The organism is Phyllobacterium sp., assembly GCF_037994425.1.
Lineage (GTDB): Bacteria > Pseudomonadota > Alphaproteobacteria > Rhizobiales > Rhizobiaceae > Phyllobacterium.
This window is the reverse complement of the sequence record NZ_JBBNAM010000136.1, coordinates 1-15656: the sequence shown is the minus strand read 5'-3', so window position 1 is coordinate 15656 and position 15656 is coordinate 1. Positions and strand designations below refer to the sequence as shown.

Below are 15656 nucleotides of genomic sequence, written 5' to 3'. Positions count from 1 at the left end.
TCTAACGCCGCACCCGGATAACTGTCTGATCTGAAAGGTGCGGCAAGAGCCTGTCCATGTCGGCGCTGCTCAGGGCAATACAACCTTGCGTCGGCGAATAGTCTGGTCTGGCAAGGTGAAAGAAGATAGCGCTGCCCTTGCTGCGCCGGCGCGGCCTGATGTTCCAATCCATGACGATGCACACATCATAGAGGTCATCCTCGCGCCACATGGTCTCGTGGCTCGCGCCGTAGGGTATGCGAACCTGTCTGTTGTAGTTGCGGTCGTTGCTCACCTCGCACCATCCGTCGTTCCGGCGCAGTGTGCGGAGCGCCAGACCACTCCCGCCTGTAACCTTCTTTTCCGGGCGTTTGTATCCATAGAGCAAGCGCATCTGCGCCAGCGGCGTTCCGCCATCGCCCTCCTGCTTGAAGGCGGTGATTCCGTCGCGGCCGAGGGCGCAGCGAAGCACCATCCCACCCGCCATCAACTGCCCCTGCGCAGGATGGCCGGGACGCGGGCGCACCTCGATCACTCGCAACCTCTTTCGACTCATGATTGCCTCATAAAAAGCCTTTTTGTACCAGACTGATGCGCCGCATAGGCAATATCAAGTCGATCCCCTTTCTTTCCTCCGTAATTCGACTTAAATTCCAATCACTTCTTTGGACTTGCAGGAGATCTGATGACAGCGCGTACTATTTTGATCGTTGATGATGATGCGGACCTGCGGGCCATACTGGTCGAGCAACTCGGTCTTTACGAGGAATTCCAGATCATCGAGGAAGACAACGCGACCAAGGGCGTACAGGCTGCAAGGAACGGTGTCGTCGATTTGCTCATCATGGATGTCGGCCTGCCCGACATGGACGGACGCGAAGCGGTCAAGCTTCTGCGCAAGGGCGGTTTCAAGGCTCCGGTCATCATGCTCACCGGGCACGACACCGATTCCGATACGATCCTCGGTCTCGAGTCTGGGGCAAACGACTACGTCACCAAACCGTTTCGCTTCGCCGTGCTCCTCGCCCGCATCCGCGCGCAGTTGCGCCAGCACGAGCAGAGCGAAGACGCAACCTTTGTCGTTGGTCCCTATACATTCAAGCCCGGGCAGAAGATGCTGATAGATGCCAAGGGCGGCAAGATTCGGCTGACGGAGAAGGAGGTGGCGATCATAAAATACCTCTACCGTGCCGGCGGGAAGGTCATCACGCGTGACGTCCTTCTTGAGGAAGTCTGGGGATACAATTCCGGCGTTACCACCCATACGCTCGAAACGCATGTCTACAGATTGCGCCAGAAAATCGAACACGATCCATCGAATTCAACCATACTCGTCACGGAAAGCGGGGGATACAAACTCATTCCTTGATGCCGATCGGGCCAATCTAGGTATATGTCTGTTCATGCATGGCAATTGAAGATGATATCCGCATATTGGAGACAGTGGGGCTGTTCGAGACGTTTACGCGCGACCAGTTGCGATTGCTTGCCTTCGGTACGGAACGCCTTGTCCTGAGAGAGGGACGCGAACTTTATCGCGAGGGTCAATCTGCCGACTGTGCCTATGTCATCGATCGCGGCGAGATTTCACTCTTTCGCGAAGGCGCGACCGGACGTATCATCCTGAAAACCGTCGGGCCCGGGGCCGTTCTTGGCGAGATGGCGATCATTGCGCAGACGAAACGACTGACGAGCGCCATGGCCGATTCGGAAACGGAAGTGATCCGCCTCAACCGCTCCCTTTTCCGGCGCATTCTCGAAGAATATCCTGAGATCGCCGCGGCCTTGCACGACAAGATCGCCTCCGACATCAGCGAGATGATCGACGCGATCACGCAATATGAGCACCTTTTTCAGGAGCGTTGACTAATCCAGATTGAAGCGCGCGATGACGGGCACGTGGTCGGACGGTCGTTCCCAGCCGCGCGCCTCACGCAGGATCGTGATCTCCGTCAGATCGTTTTCGAGATCCGGCGAGCCCCAGATATGATCGAGCCGGCGCCCACGATCTGCCGCTGCCCAATCCGCCGCGCGGTAGCTCCACCATGTGTAGATTTTTTCGTGCGGCGGAATGTGGTGGCGCATGAGATCGCTCCAGCCGCCATTCTTGCGCAGGGCCTCAAGGCCCTCGGTTTCGACAGGCGTATGGCTTACCACCTTGAGAAGTTGCTTGTGCGACCAGACATCCGTCTCGAGCGGCGCGATATTGAGATCGCCCACCAGAAGCGAGGCATGACCGTCGCCATAGACAGCAGCCATCACCTTCATCTCGTCGAGAAAGCCGAGCTTGTGCTTGAACTTGGGATTGATGTCCGGATCCGGCTCATCGCCCCCGGCCGGCACGTAGAAATTGTGGATGCGCAGACGCTTATTTCCGGCGGTGACAACCGTGCTCAAATGACGGCAATCGGCGATATCGCAGAATCCCACCCGCGCGGGTTCTGTCAATGGACGGCGCGACAGCGTGGCGACGCCGTGGTAGCCCTTTTGGCCGCTGATCTCTATATGACTATAGCCTGCAGCGTGCAGCGCCTCGCGCGGAAAGAGATCGTCCGGGCACTTGGTTTCCTGCAGGCACAGAACATCCGGCTGATAATCACGCATAAACTGAAGGACGAGCGGCAGGCGCAGGCGAACCGAGTTGATGTTCCAGGTAGCAACGGAAAAGGGCATGAAACTCACGGGGGACTGAGGGCGCAGCATATGTGCTGCGCGGTCATGCCAAAAGATCGCCGGGAGTTCAAGCCAGATGACTACTTCTTCATGGCGATGCGCGTGTAGTCGATTTTGAACATGTCGTCGGCGAAACGCACGCCGGTCCGCACATTGGTGATCATGACCGTCGTATCGAGGCCCTGCGCATCGGTGATCGTCCACTGGCGCAGATCCGAGGTTTTCGGATCAAACATCATGGTGATCGTGGAATTGCCGAAGATCGACTTGTCGCCAAGGACGATCGTGGTCATATCTGGCTCTTCCTTCACCGACTTTACCCGACCGCCGGAAAGATCAATCCGATCGCTGAGGAGCAGCTTCAACGGTGTCTTTGAGAGCGGATAGAGATCCCACGTGTCAAGCTTCCGATTGTTGATCACCACGGACTGGCCGTCTGAGATAACCCGGATTGGCGAAGGTTTGTTGTAGTTGAAGCGGATTTTGCCGGGGCGTTCGATATAGAACGTTCCCTCCGTCTGGTCGCCTCGCGGGCCAAACTGGACAAAACTCCCGGTCAGCGTCTTAACACCCGAAAATTTGTTGGCGATATCCTGGGCAGCGCTAATACCGCCCGGAGCGGCTTGCGCCAAGGCCGGGGTGACAGTGGTCGCGATTCCCGTAAAGGAGACCATACCGACCATCCATGCGACCGCCGAAGCCCGGGCAAGCGAGCCAATTGCGCGAAACGATGCGGTCTTGATCATGGTCGTGTCTCCTGTCGTCTACGAACCGGTGTATAAAAAGCCAGTTTGGCTTCACTGTGGCTAAGAAACGGCACAAACCCGTTTCCGTTCCTCGTCCGCGCGTTAGGTAAGGGCGTTACGTAACCGCGCAATGGATACTAGATAGTAACTCTGGGCCCGTGGTTCCATAACGCCGCGAATTTCTTGCGTTACGGCACACGCCAAATGTCAATTTCTAGAACTCGTCATCCTGTGTCGGCACGAGAATTTCGCGTTTGCCGGCATGATTTGCCGGTCCGACCAGACCCTCCTGCTCCATGCGCTCGATAATCGAGGCGGCGCGGTTGTAGCCGATACCGAGCCTTCGTTGAATATAGCTTGTCGACGCCTTCTTGTCGCGCAAGACGACTGCGACCGCCTGATCGTAGGGGTCGTCTGAATCTTCGAGATTCGTCGCCCCAATCGGGCCACCGCCTTCATCCTCGTCATCCTCTTCGGTAATCGAATCGAGATATTCCGGCGCGCCCTGGCGCTTGAGGTGCTGGACAATTTTTTCCACCTCGTCATCGCCGACAAATGGCCCGTGGACGCGCTGGATGCGGCCGCCCCCGGCCATGTAGAGCATGTCGCCCATGCCAAGCAATTGTTCGCCGCCCTGCTCGCCGAGGATCGTGCGACTATCGATCTTGGAAGTGACCTGGAAGGAAATACGGGTCGGAAAGTTCGCCTTGATCGTACCGGTAATGACGTCGACCGAGGGGCGCTGCGTTGCCATGATCACGTGGATACCTGCCGCGCGCGCCATCTGCGCGAGGCGCTGCACGGCGCCCTCGATGTCCTTGCCCGCCACCATCATCAGGTCAGCCATTTCGTCGATGATGACGACGATATAAGGCATCGGCTTCAAATCGAGTTCTTCCGTTTCATAAACGGCTTCGCCGGTCGCCCGATCGAAGCCGGTCTGGACAGTACGGGCGATGCGCTCGCCTTTCTTTTGTGCTTGTTCGACGCGCTGGTTGAAACCGTCGATATTGCGCACGCCGACCTTGGACATCTTGCGATAGCGGTCTTCCATCTCCTTGACCGTCCACTTCAGCGCCACCACGGCCTTCTTTGGATCGGTGACGACCGGCGTCAGTAGGTGCGGGATGCCGTCATAGATCGAAAGCTCCAGCATCTTCGGATCGATCATGATCAGACGGCACTGCTCGGGCGTCATGCGATAAAGCAGCGAAAGGATCATGGTATTGATGGCGACGGATTTACCCGAGCCCGTTGTGCCGGCGACGAGGAGATGCGGCATCTTCGCAAGATCGGCAATGACTGCTTCGCCGTTGATCGTCTTTCCGAGCGCAAGCGCGAGCTTTGTCTTGGTCTGTTCGAAATCGCGGCTCGCGAGCAGTTCCCGCAGATAGACCATCTCACGCGTCTGGTTCGGCAGTTCAATGCCGATCGCATTGCGGCCGGGAACGACTGCCACGCGCGCGGCGATGGCGCTCATCGAACGGGCAATATCGTCGGCTAGCGTAATGACCCGCGATGACTTGATGCCAGGTGCTGGCTCAAGCTCGTAAAGCGTGACCACCGGACCCGGTCGCACGTGAATGATCTCGCCACGGACGCCGAAATCTTCAAGCACGCCCTCGAGCAAGCGAGCGTTCTGCTCGAGCGCTTCCTTCGAGAGGCTCGGATTGCGCACGACGTTCTTCGGCTCGCTGAGGTAATGCAGCGACGGCATCTCGAACTCGTCGGACTTGATCAGCGAAGCCTGCGCCTCACGCTGAACGCGCGCTCCGGCCTTTGGTGCAGGCGCCGGAGTATCGATCCGCGCTGTCACAGGTCTTGCCCCCTGCGGAACGGCTCGCGCTGGAGCGCTTTGCGGCGCCCAGTCGTCGTCCTCATCATCATCATCGTCCCTGAAGGCGACAGGGTCGAAGCGCGCCGACCTGACATCGAAGTCGTCATTGCCGATATCGATCGAAGGCGCTTCGATGCGTGGTGTGGCATCGCCGAAGCCGGGCTCGCGACGTCCGCCATTCGGCGCGCCCTTTTGCTTGCTGACCGGAATATCATCGAGGAAATCGTCGGCCCGCTGGCGTCCCCGCAAGCTACTTGCCCCGCTGTGACCGGTCAGGCGGCGGAACAGAGCCTTTATGCTGAGGAACCAATGCGTCAAGGCGCCAAGAGCGAGCAGACCACTGCCTTCGCGATCGTCGTCATCGCCGTCCTCGTCATCATAATCGTCTTCCTCAGCCACATGACGCGTCGACTTTTTGGCAACCGGCGGCTCAGTGTCTCGGTAGGTAATGCCGCCTGCGAACGCAAAGACCCAAAGCGTCGGCAGTGCAAGTATGGCGACGAGGATCATTGCTAGTCCGCCGCGCGGGAATGTCCCGATGAAGATCGCAGGAATCTTGAGGACCATATCGCCGAAAACCCCGCCGAGGCCAATCGGCATGGGCCAACTCGAGGGTATCGCAAAGCAGCCGGCCATCGCGGCCGCCATCAGGGAAGCACCGAACCAGGCGACAGCGCGCTTCGGCATGCGATCGACGCTGCGTCCGGTGATGAAGAAACCTCCCCAGAAGACCGCCGGCATCAGGGCTGCGACCATGGACAGGCCAAAGAACTGCATGCCGAGATCGGCAAAAACCGCTCCCGGATAACCGAGTGCATTATGGACGGGATTCGACGTGGCATGGCTGAAACTTGGATCAAGAACGTTCCATGTCGCCAGGCTTCCGACAGCGAACGCGACGAAGCCGAAAAGTGCCAGACCCCAGAGAAGTAGAATCTGGCGCCTGAATATGGTGGTCAACCCGTGCCGTTCGCCGTCGATGGCATAAGAGGCTGAATATCCTTGACGCATGAATGCTTGCCCCGTGTGAACGCATGCCCAGCAGCTGAGTCAGCCGCAGATTTTGATTCTCACGTTAAGATGCCGATGGTTAAGGGGGCATTAACCATGGGAAGAGGTGGGTCGGATTTTGCTGCCGATCGATCCGTAGTTCTGTTTAGCGCATTCTGGCCAAACAAGATGGGCCCGGAAATTCCGGGCCCATCTTATTCTTGTTGCAGGGCGACGGTTCGCCGCGTTTTACGTTCAGATATGGTAGGCGGCTTCGCCGTGCGAGGTGAGGTCGAGGCCCTCGCGTTCGGATTCCGGCGACGCGCGCAGACCGATGATCAGATCAACGATCTTGTAGAGAATTGCACTGCCGATGCCCGACCACAGAAGCGTGACGAGAACGCCCTTGAACTGCGCCCAGAGCTGGGTCGCGGTGCCGGCGTAAGATGCGGCAAAGTCAGCCGTCGAATAGTCGACGATGCCAGCGCCCCCGAGAGCCGGATTGACCAGGATACCGGTTCCAAGCGCGCCGATGATGCCGCCGACGCAGTGAATGCCGAAAACGTCGAGGCTGTCATCGTAGTCGAACTTGTTCTTTACGACGGCTACGAAGAAGTAGCAGATCAACGTGACGAAGCCGCCGAGCACGATCGCGCCCATCGGGCCGACGAAACCGGCGGCAGGCGTTACGGCAACGAGGCCGGCAACAGCACCGGATGCGGCACCGAGCATCGAGGCTTTGCCTCTTAGCCAACCTTCGAGGATGATCCACATGACCGCCGCCGCTGCAGTGGCAACGAAGGTGTTGATCATGGCAAGACCGGCGTAGGCGTTAGCCTCAAGGTTGGAGCCCGCATTGAAGCCGAACCAGCCGACCCAGAGAAGCGAGGCGCCAATCATGGTCATCGTCATGGAGTGCGGTGCCATGATGTCCTTCTTGTAGCCAGCGCGCTTGCCGATCATCAGTGCGCCGACAAGACCAGCGATGCCGGCATTGATGTGAACGACGGTACCACCTGCGAAGTCGATCGCGCCGAAGCCGAAGATAAGGCCAGAAGGATCGGAATATGCGCTCGGACCACCCCAGAACCACACCATGTGGGCGATCGGGAAGTAGACGAAGGTGACCCAGAGGATGACGAAGAGGATGACGGCCGAGAACTTGACGCGTTCAGCGAAGGCGCCGACGATCAGCGCCGGCGTGATGCAGGCAAACGTCATCTGGAAGCAGACGTAGACGAGTTCGGGAATGGCGACGCCCTTCGAGAAGGTTTCCGACATCGTGGTCACGTCGACGCCAGCAAGAAACGCCTTGGATAAGCCGCCGACAAACGCGTTGCCCGGCGTGAAGGCCAGACTATAGCCATAGAATACCCAGATCAGCATGACGACCGCTGTGATCGTAAAGACCTGCATGAGAACCGAGAGCATGTTCTTGGCTCGGACGAGACCGCCATAGAACAGGGCTAGCCCGGGGATGGTCATCAAAAGGACGAGGACCGTCGAGATCATCATCCAGGTGGTGTCGCCCTTGTCCACCGTCATGGCAGGCGCTGCCGCAGCAGCTGCATCCGCTGCAGCTGGAGCCGCTTCCTGAGCGAAAGCGGCGATCGCGCCGAAGGCTGAAAGCGCCAGCGACCCCAGAAGGGTATTGCGCGCCGCAGATTTAAAACTTGGCAGAATTTTCATTATTATCTCCTTGAACCCCTAATTCACAGCGCGTCGGTATTGGTTTCGCCCGTGCGGATACGGACAGCCTGCTCGATGCTGAGGACGAATATCTTGCCGTCGCCGATCTGACCCGTTTTGGCGGCCGTGGTGATGGCTTCAACCGCGGTGTCGACGAGCTCGGATGCGACCGCAACTTCAATCTTCAGCTTGGGAAGAAAGCTGACCGCATATTCGGCTCCGCGATAGATTTCGGTGTGTCCCTTCTGGCGGCCATAACCCTTCACCTCGGTGACGGTCAGGCCCTGGATGCCGACAGCGGTGAGGGCTTCGCGCACCTCGTCCAGCTTGAACGGCTTGATGATGGCCATCACAATTTTCATTCAACTACCCCTGCGCTAGCGCGGCACCCTTAGAGTGGAATTACCTAAAGGAAGTGATCCGCGTTGAACCCATCGCCTCAAGCATGCAGCCATTGGTGACTGGTTCAGGAGTATTCAAGTTCCGTGCCAGAATCGCAGTACATATTTAACTATTTGATATTTAACGCACATTTCTCAGACTGGAGAAGCGCTGCACACTATTCAATGCCTTGTGATTAAAAATTAGGCAAATGTAAGTGAATGGTTAAATCTCATTCCGTCGAATGCACACGAATTAGGCCTTCCTGCGCTGTGGACGCAATCAGGGTGCCGTCGCGGCTATAAAGAGTGCCACGCGTGAAGCCGCGAGCGCCAGATGCGCTGGGGCTGTCTGCTGTATAAAGCAGCCAGTCGTCAAAATTGCAGGGCCGATGAAACCACATGGCGTGGTCGAGGCTGGCGACCTGAAGGTCGCGATCGAAGATCGAGCGTCCATGGGCATAAAGCGATGTATCGAGTAGCGTCATATCGGAGAGGTAGGCCAGGACGGCGGCCTGGACCGCGCGGTCGCCGGGGACCGGTCCCGTGGTCTTGATCCAGACGTTTTGCTCCGGCGCCAGCTTCTCACGCGAGAAATAGTGCGTCAGTGACAATGGCTTCAATTCAATCGGACGATCCTGTTCCCAATATCTGCGAATGTTTGCGGGTGCGTTCTGCAGATATTGTTCCTTTAGGTCCTTGTCGCTGATCAGCTGCTCGGGCGCAGTGATATCGAGCGGACGTGGCACCTGGTGCTCAAGACCACCTTCTTCGATCTGGAACGACGCTTCGAGTGAAAAGATCGCGTGTCCATGTTGGATCGCGACGACGCGCCGGGTTGTAAAGCTCGACCCATCGCGGATGCGATCCACCTCATAAATGATCGGCACTTTCGGATCGCCGGCACGCATGAAATAGCCGTGAAGCGAATGCACATGGCGCGACGAATCGACGGTCCGCTGCGCAGCCACCAGCGCCTGGCCGATGACCTGTCCGCCGAAGACACGCTGCCAGCCGACCTGAGGGCTGCGACCTCGAAACAGGTTGTGTTCAAGCGTCTCAAGGTCGAGTATGGACAAAAGCTCTTTCATGGCTTTGGACATGGACGGTCATCTCCCTTTGAGGCGTTTACCAACGCTTGCAACAGGAACCGACCGACAAGTCAAGCGTTTGCAGTGGCGGCAAGAGGAGGCAAACATGGCGCATCGAACGACCGACATTATCATAGCCGGCGCGGGCTATGTCGGCCTTGCGACTGCGGTCGCCCTCAAATCTTCGGCCAGCCATCTCGGGGTTACAGTCATTGACGCAGCCCCCAAGGGGGTGTGGCGCAACGACACGCGTGCTTCGGCGGTGGCCGCGGCTGCGAGCCGCATGCTTGACCGGCTCGGTTGCTGGGACGACATCCTTCCCGAGGCGCAACCGATCAACGAAATGATCGTCACGGATTCGCGCACGTCCGACCCGGTGCGGCCGGTGTTCCTGACCTTCAATGGCGAGGTGGAACCGGGTGAACCCTTTGCCCACATGGTGGAAAACCGAATCCTCAACGCTTCTCTGCGCAAGAAGGCCGAAGAACTTGGCGTCTCCTTTATCGAAGGTGCCCCGGTCGAAGGTTTCGAGCATGGCGAGGCGCACCTCACCGTGCACTATGCCAATGGCAAGTCCCTCGATACCAGACTGTTGGTTGCAGCCGATGGCGTGAAGTCACGCTTGCGCGAAATGGCCGGCATCAAGACTGTCAATTGGGAATATGACCAGTCGGGCATCGTGTGTACCGTAACGCATGAGCGGCCGCATCATGGCCGCGCTGAAGAACATTTCCTGCCTGCGGGCCCGTTTGCCATATTGCCGCTCAAGGGCAACCGCTCGTCACTGGTCTGGACGGAACGCACCGCCGATGCCGAGCGCCTCATCCATGAGGACGATTTTCTCTTCGAGGCCGAACTCGAACAACGCTTCGGCCTGAAGCTCGGTGAGTTGCACGTCGAGGGTGGTCGCAGGGCTTTTCCGCTCGGCCTTACCCTTGCGCGCGATTTCGTCAAGCCGCGCTTTGCCCTCGCAGGTGATGCGGCACACGGAATTCATCCGATCGCCGGACAGGGCCTCAACCTCGGCTTTAAGGACGCGGCAGCGCTTGCCGAAACGGTCGTCGATGCCGATCGGCTTGGCCTCGACATCGGGTCGGTCGCGGTGCTCGAGCGCTACCAGACCTGGAGGCGTTTCGACACGGTACAGATGGGCGTCACAACCGACGTCCTGAACCGCCTGTTCTCCAATGACAGCACGCCCGTCCGGGCGTTACGGGACTTTGGCCTTGGTCTTGTCGAGCGCATGCCGCGGCTCAAGGGCTTCTTCATCCGCCAGGCGGCGGGGCTGTCGACAACCGCCCCCAAGCTTCTGCAGGGGCAGGAAATCTAATCGGATCGTGTACGAATTGTGCGCGCTTGGACCGCGCACAATTGCAGCCAATCAAAGCGGCCGCGGATAGCGGCGGTGAATCGCCTCGATCTCGGCTAAGATTTCCGGCGAGAGCGATACGTCAGCCGCGCCGATATCAGTGCGCAGTTGCTCCATCGAGGTTGCACCGATAATGACTGATGTCATGAACGGCCGCGTCAGCGCAAAGGCGATCCCGAGCTGCGCCACATCGACACCGTGCTTGCGGGCAAGATCGATATACTCCTTCACCGCCGGCGCCGAATGTTCGTTATTGCGCCATAGGCCGCCCGGCTGAATCGCGCCGCGCGTTCCTGCCGGTATTTTGCCATCGAGGTATTTCCCGGTCAGAACGCCGGATGCGAGCGAGGAATAGGCAAGCAAGCCCACATCCTCATGATGGCTAAGTTCGGCAAGGTCGAGATCAAAGACGCGCTGAAGCAGGCTGTATTCGTTCTGCACCGAGGCCAAGCGCGGCATACCGCTACGCTCAGCAAGTTTCAGCCACTGGCCGATCCCCCACGCCGTTTCGTTGGAAAGTCCGATGTGACGGATTTTGCCTTCCTTGACCATGTCGCCAAGGCCCTCGAGTGCATCCTCGATCTGTACCGGCACCTGGGCCCTGTCCTGATCGTGCGGCGCATATTTCCAGCCCGATCCGAAGTGATAGTGACCGCGCGCGGCGTAGTGCACCTGGTAGAGGTCGATATAATCCGTCTGCAGGCGCTGCAGGCTACCTTCGACGGCTTCGCGCACCGAGCGGCGGCTCGGTACCGATCCATCGCGGATCCAGCTGTTGCCGCCGCCGGAGATCTTCGTTGCGAGTATGAACTTGTCGCGCTTCCCGGTTTTCTTGAACCATGTCCCGATATAAGTCTCGGTCTTGCCATAGGTCGCGGGACTTGACGGTATGGCGTAGACCTCGGCCGTATCCATGAAATTGATGCCGCTATCGAGGGCATAGTCGATCTGGCGATGCGCGTCCTCTTCGGTGTTTTGGACGCCCCAGGTCATGGTGCCGAGGCAAATTTCCGTGACGTCGATATTCGTCCGGCCAAGCTTTTTCAGTTTCACGGGTTTTTCCTGTTTGGATGTCGTTGATCAAGTGACTTGCAGGCCAAGCCTTTGCATGAGCTTTCTGACACGCTGCCTATAGTGCTGGGAAGGCGAAACAGCAGCCGCGGCCTCGCCTAGCATATCAATCAATTCGCGCTTTTCCACTTCGTTCAGCCGCTGCGTCATAAAGGGCGCAGTTTTTTCGATGACGGTTACGGCATCACCTATCTGGTGGCAGGCCCACCTCGCATAGATGATTGCGTCATCGACTGCCTGTGAATCGACGACGTTGAGAAGCACTTTTTCACAGCATCGGTATGCAGGTCGCCGATGGCTTCATCTTCCGAGATAATCGCCAGAATTACGGTGGCAGCCGCGTGCACCGGATCGTTGATTGCGGTTAAAGGCGAATGCTCCGCGTGCAGCCTGATCTTCCGGCGCCGGAAATAACCCCGTATCCGGCCGGCTTCATCCGCGATGTCACCCCGCAGCCCTACCTAGAAGTGTCAGCCTATACCACCAGAAAATCCCGCCGCCGAACAGCCCGAGCAGAAGCAAAACAATATGCATGATCGAAAATTCCCGCGCAAATAAGCGAATCTCTACGTCACGGCAAACAATGGGTAAATTAGTCGATGGAATAATATCGGTCCGTAGTTATGATGAGCCACCGTGCCTTGGCGCGGATCGCTTTTCGATACACTCCAGGTCAATGAGGGAGATACCAATGGACAGACAGGCAACCGCAATCTGGAAAGGCACTCTCACGGAGGGTTCAGGCACGCTGGACACGCAAAGCGGCGCGCTGAAGGGGCTTCCCTACAATTTCAAGGCACGGTTCCAGGATGAGAGCGGCACATCCGGCACCAATCCGGAGGAACTACTGGCCGCAGCGCATGCTGGTTGCTTTGCGATGCAATTGTCCCACTTCCTCGCCGAGAACGGCACGCCTGCCGAAAATCTCGACGCCAAGGCCAAGGTGACGATCAGTCCTGCTGCCGGCGGCGGCTTCGAGATAACGAAGAGCGCGCTGACCCTCGTTGGAACGGTCCCGGGTATTGACGATGCAACCTTCGCCAAGCTTGCCGGTCAGGCAAAGGCAAGCTGCCCGCTCTCCAAGGCGCTCGGGGCGATCGAAGTGACGCTGGACGCAAAGCTGGGCTGATCTTTTAGCCGAATGTCAGACCCGGCGTTCCACCATCATCTTCTTGATTTCGGCAATAGCCTTGGCCGGGTTGAGCCCTTTGGGACACGTCTGCGCGCAATTCATGATCGTGTGGCAGCGATAGAGCCTGAACGGATCCTCGAGATTGTCGAGTCGCTCGCCGGTCGCCTCGTCGCGGCTATCGATAAGCCAGCGATAGGCCTGAAGCAGCACGGCGGGCCCGAGATAGCGGTCGCCGTTCCACCAATAGCTCGGGCAGGATGTCGAGCAGCAGGCGCAAAGAATGCATTCGTAGAGTCCGTCGAGTTTGGCGCGATCCTCATGGCTCTGCAGCCACTCCTTGGCTGGTTCCGGCGAAACCGTCTTGAGCCACGGCTCGATCGACCGGTGCTGGGCATAGAAGTTGGACAGGTCCGGCACCAGGTCTTTCACTACCGGCAGGTGCGGCAGCGGATAGATTTTCACCGGTCCCTTTATCTCATCCATACCCTTGGTGCAGGCGAGCGTATTGGTCCCGTCGATATTCATGGCGCAGGAGCCGCAAATGCCTTCGCGGCAGGAACGGCGAAGCGTTAGCGTTGGATCGATCTTGTTCTTGATCCAGAGCAGACCGTCGAGCACCATCGGCCCGCAATCGTCGAGATCGACGTAATAGGTATCGATGCGCGGGTTCTCGCCATCGTCCGGTGACCAGCGGTAGATGCGGTATTCGCGCAGATTGTTGGCGCCCTTCGGGCGTTCCCAGGTCTTGCCTGGCCGCATCTGCGAATTCTTGGGAAGTGCAAGTTCAACCATAATGCCCTAAAGCCCTTTCCCTTGATCAGTAAACGCGCGCCTTGGGCGCGATTTTGGCGAGGCTGATGCCACCATCCTCTTCCTTGACCAGCGGGTCGAGGTGCACCGGACGGTAGCCGAGCGTAACCTTGCCGTCTGGCGCCAGCCAGGCGAGGCTATGCTTGCGCCAGTTGATGTCATCGCGAGTGGGGAAATCCTCATGCGCATGTGCGCCGCGGCTTTCCTTGCGCGCTTCGGCCGCAACGACGGTGGTCAGGGCGTTCGCCATCAGGTTTTCAAGTTCGAACGTCTCGACAAGATCAGAGTTCCAGATCATCGAACGATCCGTGACCTTGATGTCCGGCAGTTCGCTCCAGATCTTTTCCATACGCCCGACGCCCGATTTTAGCGATTCAGACGTGCGGAAGACGGCCGCGTCTTCCTGCATCGTGCGCTGCATATTTTCGCGCAGAACCGCCGTCGGCGTTCCGCCGCTAGCGTGACGCAGGCGATCAAAGCGATCCATGATCTTGTTTACGGACGCTTCGTTGATGTCCGGCACCTTGGCATTGCGATCAATGACCTGGCCGGCGCGTATCGCCGCGGCGCGGCCGAATACGACAAGATCGATCAGCGAGTTGGAGCCGAGGCGATTTGCGCCATGCACCGAAGCGCAGCCCGCTTCGCCGACGGCCATAAGACCGGGTTGAACGCGATCGGGATCTTCGGCGGTGGGATTGAGCGCTTCACCCCAATAATTGGTCGGAATACCGCCCATATTGTAGTGAACCGTTGGCAGAACCGGGATCGGTTCGCGTGTCAGATCAACGCCGGCAAAGATTTTGGCCGATTCCGAAATGCCGGGCAGCCGCTCGTGCAGGACAGCCGGATCAAGATGGTCCAGATGCAGGAAGATGTGGTCCTTGTTCTTGCCGACGCCGCGACCCTCACGGATTTCCATGGTCATGCAGCGTGAAACTACGTCGCGTGACGCCAGATCCTTGGCCGAAGGGGCATAGCGTTCCATGAAACGCTCACCCTCGGAATTGACCAGATACCCGCCCTCACCGCGCGCGCCCTCGGTGATCAGGCAGCCAGCTCCATAAATACCGGTCGGATGAAACTGAACGAATTCCATGTCCTGCAAGGGCAGGCCGGCACGGGCCACCATGCCGCCACCGTCACCCGTACAGGTATGGGCAGACGTCGCGGAGAAATAGGAGCGGCCATACCCGCCTGTCGCCATCACCACCATCTTGGCGGCAAAGCGATGGATGGTGCCGTCATCGAGATTCCATGCGACGACGCCGGTGATCGTCCCGTCTTCATCCTGAATGAGGTCGAGCGCGAAATATTCAATGAAGAACTGCGCATTGTTGCGCAAGGACTGACCGTACAGCGTGTGCAGAATGGCGTGCCCGGTGCGATCGGCCGCGGCACAGGTGCGCTGGACCGGCGGACCATCGCCGTAATTCATCATGTGGCCGCCAAATGGCCGCTGATAGATTTTGCCTTCCTCGGTACGCGAGAACGGCACGCCGTAGTGCTCAAGCTCATAGACAGCCGCCGGTGCTTCACGCGCCAGATATTCCATGGCATCGGTATCACCGAGCCAATCGGAACCCTTGACCGTGTCGTACATATGCCACTGCCAGGAATCCGGTCCCATATTGCTGAGCGAGGCGGCGATGCCGCCCTGCGCCGCCACCGTATGCGAACGGGTTGGGAAAACCTTGGTGATGCATGCCGTCTTGAGGCCTTGCTCGGCCATGCCAAGCGTTGCACGCAAGCCTGCACCGCCTGCCCCGACCACGACCACATCAAACTTGTGGTCAACGAACGAATAGGCCTTTCCGGCCGTCTTTTCTGTAGCTGCCATAATGTGGCTCAGCCTCCGAAGCTCAGCTTGAGGATGGCAAAGATGCTGA

At 58.5% G+C, this 15656-nt stretch carries 15 protein-coding genes; 4 read left to right on the top strand and 11 right to left on the bottom strand.

All coding sequences use genetic code 11. From position 1 onward, the window contains the following. Window position 1: 1 nt before the first annotated feature. A complete protein-coding gene (locus AAAB35_RS09870; RefSeq protein WP_340668109.1) occupies window positions 2–535 on the bottom strand; it encodes a L,D-transpeptidase family protein in 534 nt (177 codons plus the stop codon). 129 nt (window positions 536–664) lie between these two features. Between AAAB35_RS09870 and AAAB35_RS09865 the strand changes: the two genes are divergently transcribed. Beyond that, window positions 665–1348: a response regulator transcription factor gene (locus AAAB35_RS09865; protein ID WP_340668108.1), complete on the top strand. Its 684-nt coding sequence runs from the start codon at window positions 665–667 to the stop codon at window positions 1346–1348. Between the two features lie 38 nt (window positions 1349–1386). Next, window positions 1387–1845 carry a cyclic nucleotide-binding domain-containing protein gene (locus AAAB35_RS09860; protein ID WP_340668107.1) on the top strand — a complete coding sequence of 153 codons (459 nt, stop codon included), beginning with the start codon at window positions 1387–1389 and terminating at the stop codon, window positions 1843–1845. On the opposite strand, the gene AAAB35_RS09855 is transcribed toward AAAB35_RS09860, so the two are convergent. The 6 genes from AAAB35_RS09855 to tesB all read right to left on the bottom strand — a co-directional run bounded on the left by AAAB35_RS09855 (window position 1846) and on the right by tesB (window position 9397). Then, a complete protein-coding gene (locus tag AAAB35_RS09855) occupies window positions 1846–2652 on the bottom strand; it encodes an exodeoxyribonuclease III (protein ID WP_340668106.1) in 807 nt (268 codons plus the stop codon). A gap of 80 nt (window positions 2653–2732) precedes the next feature. Beyond that, on the bottom strand, window positions 2733–3398 hold the full coding sequence (locus AAAB35_RS09850; protein ID WP_340668105.1) for an outer membrane lipoprotein carrier protein LolA: 666 nt from the start codon (window positions 3396–3398) through the stop codon (window positions 2733–2735). Between the two features lie 214 nt (window positions 3399–3612). Next, complete coding sequence (locus AAAB35_RS09845; RefSeq protein WP_340668104.1) at window positions 3613–6246, bottom strand: DNA translocase FtsK; 2634 nt, start codon at window positions 6244–6246, stop codon at window positions 3613–3615. Window positions 6247–6480: 234 nt separating this feature from the next. Then, complete coding sequence (locus tag AAAB35_RS09840; RefSeq protein WP_340668103.1) at window positions 6481–7914, bottom strand: ammonium transporter; 1434 nt, start codon at window positions 7912–7914, stop codon at window positions 6481–6483. 23 nt (window positions 7915–7937) lie between these two features. After that, window positions 7938–8276 carry a P-II family nitrogen regulator gene (locus AAAB35_RS09835; protein WP_340668102.1) on the bottom strand — a complete coding sequence of 113 codons (339 nt, stop codon included), beginning with the start codon at window positions 8274–8276 and terminating at the stop codon, window positions 7938–7940. Window positions 8277–8527: 251 nt separating this feature from the next. Continuing rightward, on the bottom strand, window positions 8528–9397 hold the full coding sequence (tesB, locus tag AAAB35_RS09830; protein WP_340668101.1) for an acyl-CoA thioesterase II: 870 nt from the start codon (window positions 9395–9397) through the stop codon (window positions 8528–8530). A gap of 94 nt (window positions 9398–9491) precedes the next feature. Here tesB and AAAB35_RS09825 point away from each other — a divergent pair, with 94 nt between their 5' ends. After that, on the top strand, window positions 9492–10715 hold the full coding sequence (locus AAAB35_RS09825; protein WP_340668100.1) for a ubiquinone biosynthesis hydroxylase: 1224 nt from the start codon (window positions 9492–9494) through the stop codon (window positions 10713–10715). Between the two features lie 51 nt (window positions 10716–10766). Here AAAB35_RS09825 and AAAB35_RS09820 read toward each other — a convergent pair whose 3' ends face one another. Further along, a complete protein-coding gene (locus AAAB35_RS09820; RefSeq protein ID WP_340668099.1) occupies window positions 10767–11807 on the bottom strand; it encodes an aldo/keto reductase in 1041 nt (346 codons plus the stop codon). Window positions 11808–11834: 27 nt separating this feature from the next. Continuing rightward, complete coding sequence (locus AAAB35_RS09815) at window positions 11835–12089, bottom strand: hypothetical protein (protein WP_340668098.1); 255 nt, start codon at window positions 12087–12089, stop codon at window positions 11835–11837. Window positions 12090–12516: 427 nt separating this feature from the next. Here AAAB35_RS09815 and AAAB35_RS09810 point away from each other — a divergent pair, with 427 nt between their 5' ends. Continuing rightward, complete coding sequence (locus AAAB35_RS09810; protein ID WP_340668097.1) at window positions 12517–12954, top strand: OsmC family protein; 438 nt, start codon at window positions 12517–12519, stop codon at window positions 12952–12954. Between the two features lie 15 nt (window positions 12955–12969). Here AAAB35_RS09810 and AAAB35_RS09805 read toward each other — a convergent pair whose 3' ends face one another. Together AAAB35_RS09805 and sdhA are read right to left on the bottom strand one after the other, a co-directional pair. After that, on the bottom strand, window positions 12970–13749 hold the full coding sequence (locus AAAB35_RS09805) for a succinate dehydrogenase iron-sulfur subunit (RefSeq protein WP_340668096.1): 780 nt from the start codon (window positions 13747–13749) through the stop codon (window positions 12970–12972). A 25-nt stretch (window positions 13750–13774) separates the two neighbouring features. Continuing rightward, window positions 13775–15607 carry a succinate dehydrogenase flavoprotein subunit gene (gene sdhA, locus AAAB35_RS09800; RefSeq protein ID WP_340668095.1) on the bottom strand — a complete coding sequence of 611 codons (1833 nt, stop codon included), beginning with the start codon at window positions 15605–15607 and terminating at the stop codon, window positions 13775–13777. Window positions 15608–15656 lie beyond the last annotated feature (49 nt).

Excerpts from the sequence above, each read along its gene's own strand:
- AAAB35_RS09870 (WP_340668109.1), bottom strand. The coding sequence starts at position 535 with ATGAGTCGAAAGAGGTTGCGAGTGATCGAGGTGCGCCCGCGTCCCGGC.
- AAAB35_RS09865 (WP_340668108.1), top strand. The coding sequence starts at position 665 with ATGACAGCGCGTACTATTTTGATCGTTGATGATGATGCGGACCTGCGG.
- AAAB35_RS09860 (WP_340668107.1), top strand. The coding sequence starts at position 1,387 with ATGGCAATTGAAGATGATATCCGCATATTGGAGACAGTGGGGCTGTTC.
- AAAB35_RS09855 (WP_340668106.1), bottom strand. The coding sequence starts at position 2,652 with ATGCCCTTTTCCGTTGCTACCTGGAACATCAACTCGGTTCGCCTGCGC.
- AAAB35_RS09850 (WP_340668105.1), bottom strand. The coding sequence starts at position 3,398 with ATGATCAAGACCGCATCGTTTCGCGCAATTGGCTCGCTTGCCCGGGCT.
- AAAB35_RS09845 (WP_340668104.1), bottom strand. The coding sequence starts at position 6,246 with ATGCGTCAAGGATATTCAGCCTCTTATGCCATCGACGGCGAACGGCAC.
- AAAB35_RS09840 (WP_340668103.1), bottom strand. The coding sequence starts at position 7,914 with ATGAAAATTCTGCCAAGTTTTAAATCTGCGGCGCGCAATACCCTTCTG.
- AAAB35_RS09835 (WP_340668102.1), bottom strand. The coding sequence starts at position 8,276 with ATGAAAATTGTGATGGCCATCATCAAGCCGTTCAAGCTGGACGAGGTG.
- tesB (WP_340668101.1), bottom strand. The coding sequence starts at position 9,397 with ATGTCCAAAGCCATGAAAGAGCTTTTGTCCATACTCGACCTTGAGACG.
- AAAB35_RS09825 (WP_340668100.1), top strand. The coding sequence starts at position 9,492 with ATGGCGCATCGAACGACCGACATTATCATAGCCGGCGCGGGCTATGTC.
- AAAB35_RS09810 (WP_340668097.1), top strand. The coding sequence starts at position 12,517 with ATGGACAGACAGGCAACCGCAATCTGGAAAGGCACTCTCACGGAGGGT.
- AAAB35_RS09805 (WP_340668096.1), bottom strand. The coding sequence starts at position 13,749 with ATGGTTGAACTTGCACTTCCCAAGAATTCGCAGATGCGGCCAGGCAAG.
- sdhA (WP_340668095.1), bottom strand. The coding sequence starts at position 15,607 with ATGGCAGCTACAGAAAAGACGGCCGGAAAGGCCTATTCGTTCGTTGAC.